General features: G+C 66.4%; 2 protein-coding genes and 3 pseudogenes. 1 reads left to right on the forward strand and 4 read right to left on the reverse strand.

Going from position 1 to position 3426, the window contains the following annotated elements; all coding sequences use genetic code 11:
• Positions 1-140, forward strand: a pseudogene (locus tag AC2VOG_RS19995) (TetR/AcrR family transcriptional regulator); the annotation flags it as partial.
• Positions 141-143: 3 nt separating this feature from the next.
• On the opposite strand, the pseudogene AC2VOG_RS20000 reads toward AC2VOG_RS19995, so the two are convergent.
• The 4 genes and pseudogenes from AC2VOG_RS20000 to AC2VOG_RS20015 all read right to left on the reverse strand — a co-directional run.
• A pseudogene (locus AC2VOG_RS20000) lies at positions 144-215 on the reverse strand (NUDIX hydrolase); the annotation flags it as partial.
• A 2-nt stretch (positions 216-217) separates the two neighbouring features.
• Positions 218-1285 carry a metal-dependent hydrolase family protein gene (locus AC2VOG_RS20005; protein WP_486941565.1) on the reverse strand — a complete coding sequence of 356 codons (1068 nt, stop codon included), beginning with the start codon at positions 1283-1285 and terminating at the stop codon, positions 218-220.
• The gene (gene ffh / locus AC2VOG_RS20010) at positions 1285-2841 is read right to left on the reverse strand and encodes a signal recognition particle protein (protein ID WP_486941566.1); all 1557 of its coding nucleotides are present in this window, start codon (positions 2839-2841) and stop codon (positions 1285-1287) included. Before ffh ends, AC2VOG_RS20005 begins: the two co-directional genes overlap by 1 nt.
• Before the next feature lie 187 nt (positions 2842-3028).
• Positions 3029-3426: pseudogene (locus AC2VOG_RS20015) on the reverse strand (hypothetical protein); the annotation flags it as partial.

Genomic DNA, 3426 nt, shown 5'->3' on the forward strand with positions numbered 1-3426 from the left:
CGCCCCGGTTGTGCCAAGCGCTCTGGATGGGACCCAGTGTCGAATATGCCAGGCTGTGGCTTGCGCGGACGACGGAGTTCGACGTCCTCGACGCAGCGCCGGTCCTCGGCGACGCGGCGTGGAAAGCTGTCAAGGTCTGATCCCACCCCTGACAACCACAGTGGCGCATGTCCGATGTGCCGACGAAGCTCGACGATGAACTCAGGAACCGGCACGCTCAGTAAATCCTGCCGCGCAAAACAACCACGTCCGCGCGATGCAGCACCTCGGGGCCGTAACGGGGATCGTCGTAGTAGCACAACAGGTCCGCCGAAGCGCCGTCGTCGAGGCTGGGGCGGTCGAGCCAGTCCCGGGCATCCCAGCACGCCGCGCCGAGTGCGTCGGTGGGGCTCATCCCGATGCGGGTCAGCGCCTCGACTTCGTCGCCGATCCGCCCGTGGGCGATCATGCCGCCCGCATCGGTGCCGGCGTAGATCGGCACACCGGCCTCGCGGGCCGCGGACAACCGGGGATAGCAATTGGCGTACAGGTCGCGCATGTGGGCGGCGTACGTCGGATACTTTCCCGCAGCATCTGCGATGCCGGGAAAGTTCTCGACATTGATCAGGGTTGGCACCAACGCGGTTCCATGCTCGACCATCAACTCGATGGTGTCATCGGTGAGCCCGGTGCCGTGCTCGATGCAGTCGATGCCCGCCTTGATCAGTCCGGGTAGCGCGTCTTCGCCGAAGACATGCGCAGTCACCCGCGCGCCGTGGGCGTGCGCGGCGTCGATCGCTGCGGTCAGCACGTCGTCGGACCACAGCGGCGCCAAATCGCCTACGCTACGGTCGATCCAGTCGCCGACCAGCTTGACCCAGCCGTCGCCGCGCTGTGCCTGCAGGGCCACCGCATCCGGCAGCTGGGATTCGTCTTCGATGTCGATCGGCAGGCCCGGGATGTACCGCTTGGGCCGGGCCAGGTGCCGGCCGGCCCGGATGATGCGAGGCAGGTCGTCGCGATCGTCGAGGCTGCGGGTGTCGACCGGCGAACCGCAGTCGCGCAGCAGCAGCGCGCCGACCTCACGCTCGGCTTCGGCCTGCGCAATCGCCTCGTCGAGTTCGACACCGCCGCCCGGGCCCAGCCCGACGTGGCAGTGCGCATCAACCAGCCCGGGAATGATCCAGCCGCCGTCGAAAATCGTTTCGGCATCGCTGACCGGTTCGCGGCTTATCCGACCGTCGACGATCCACAGCTCGATGGGTTCTTCGTTGGGCAGCCCGATACCTCGAACGTGCTGCGGCACTATTTGTTGCCCGGGAACTTCAGCTTGGACAAGTCGAAATCGGCCAGCCCGGGCGGTAATTCGTCGAGCCCCTGCGGCATGTTGGACAAGTCCGGGAACCCGGCCGGCATGCCGGCGCCGAGCGGACCACGGACCTTCGGCGGCGTCGGCCCGCGCTGCTTTTTGCCCTTCTTGCCCTTGCCTTTTGCTCCCTTGCGGGTCGCCGACTTACGCCCCAGCCCGGGAATGCCCATGCTGCTCACCATCGAGGACATCATTTTGCGGGCCTCGAAGAAGCGGTCGACCAATTGGTTGACCTCCGACACCGTCACGCCCGAGCCGTTGGCGATGCGCAACCGGCGGGAGGCGTTGATGATCTTGGGGTCGGCGCGCTCCTGCGGTGTCATGCCGCGAATGATGGCCTGCAGCCGGTCGAGTTGGCGGTCGTCGACGGCAGCCAGGGCGTCTTTCATCTGGCCTGCGCCCGGCAGCATGCCCAACAGGTTGCCGATCGGACCCATTTTGCGGATCATCAGCATCTGCTCGAGGAAATCTTCGAGCGTCAGCTCACCGGAGCCGATCTTGGCCGCGGCAGCCTCGGCCTGCTGCGCATCGAAGACCTGCTCGGCCTGCTCGATCAGGCTCAGCACGTCGCCCATGCCCAGAATGCGGCTGGCCATCCGGTCCGGGTGGAAGACGTCGAAGTCCTCCAGCTTCTCCCCTGCTGACGCAAAAAGAATTGGCACGCCTGCGATTTCGCGCACAGATAATGCAGCACCGCCACGCGCGTCGCCGTCCAGCTTGGTCAGCACCACACCGGTGAAGCCGACACCTTCGCCGAACGCCTGCGCAGTGGCCACGGCATCCTGACCGACCATCGCATCCAGCACGAAGATCACTTCGTCGGGATCGACGGCGGCGCGAATCGCGCCGGCCTGGGCCATCATCTCCTCGTCGATACCCAACCGCCCGGCGGTGTCGACGATCACGACGTCGAAGTGCTTGGCGCGCGCCTCGGCGAGCCCGGCCGTGGCGACGGCGACCGGGTCGCCCGGGGCTGCGCTGTGATCGGTGTCCACCGAGGACCCCGGATGCGGCGCGAAGACCGCGACTCCGGCCCGCTCCCCCACGATTTGCAGCTGGTTGACCGCGCCCGGCCGTTGCAAGTCGCAGGCGACCAGCAGCGGGGTGTGACCCTGATTGCGCAGCCACAGCGCCAGCTTGCCGGCCAGCGTGGTCTTACCGGACCCCTGCAGACCGGCCAGCATGACGACCGTCGGCGGTGTCTTGGCGAACGCCAGCGTGCGGGTCTGGCCGCCGAGGATGCCGACCAGCTCCTCGTTGACGATCTTGACGACCTGCTGAGCAGGGTTGAGCGCGCCGGAAACCTCCGCGCCCTTGGCCCGATCTTTGATGCGGCTGACGAACGAGCGGACGACGGGCAGCGATACGTCGGCCTCCAGCAGCGCCAGCCGGATTTCGCGGGTGGTGGCGTCGATGTCGGCGTCGGTCAGCCGGCCCTTGCCACGAAGTCCTTGCAGGGCGCCGGTGAGCCGATCGGACAGCGATTCAAACACGCGGCCCAGCCTAATGGGAAACGATCGACGCGGCGCCGAGGGTCCGATCGGCTCGAGTGGCGCGAGCTTGCCGAATCAGCCTGGGTGGGCGTGCCTGTAGTGGCGTCGGCAGGAAAACGATGCACAATCCCCTGACGCGCTCAGCTGCCCCTGACGAGCTGCCCCTGACGAGCTGCCCCTGACGCGCTCAGCAGTCCTGATGCGGCGGCGGTACCTTTTCGCTGTCGGTGAACCACGCCACCTTGGCATGCCAGGATCGCGCAGAGCCGTACGCGAAACCTATCGCGCCCAGGCACGCACACAACCAGACGGGCATCGTGATATCGATGCCGGCCTCGGCCGTCGTCACCTGTATCAAGGTTCCTGCCGCACCAAAGGCAGCCGAGATCAAGTAGAGGTTGGCCGTCGCCGTTGAGCGGGGATCCTTACGCACAATCAGCATCACTCGCGCCGCGTAGCCGAACAAATAGACGAGCAGGACTCCGAGCACGATCCAATAAGCACCGAACCAGACAGTGCTCACGTGGGCCGGGAACAGGTCACTGTGGTAGCCCTCGTCGGCGCGAATGAACACCACCACCAATA

The organism is Mycobacterium sp. TH-M11 (genome assembly GCF_057473725.1).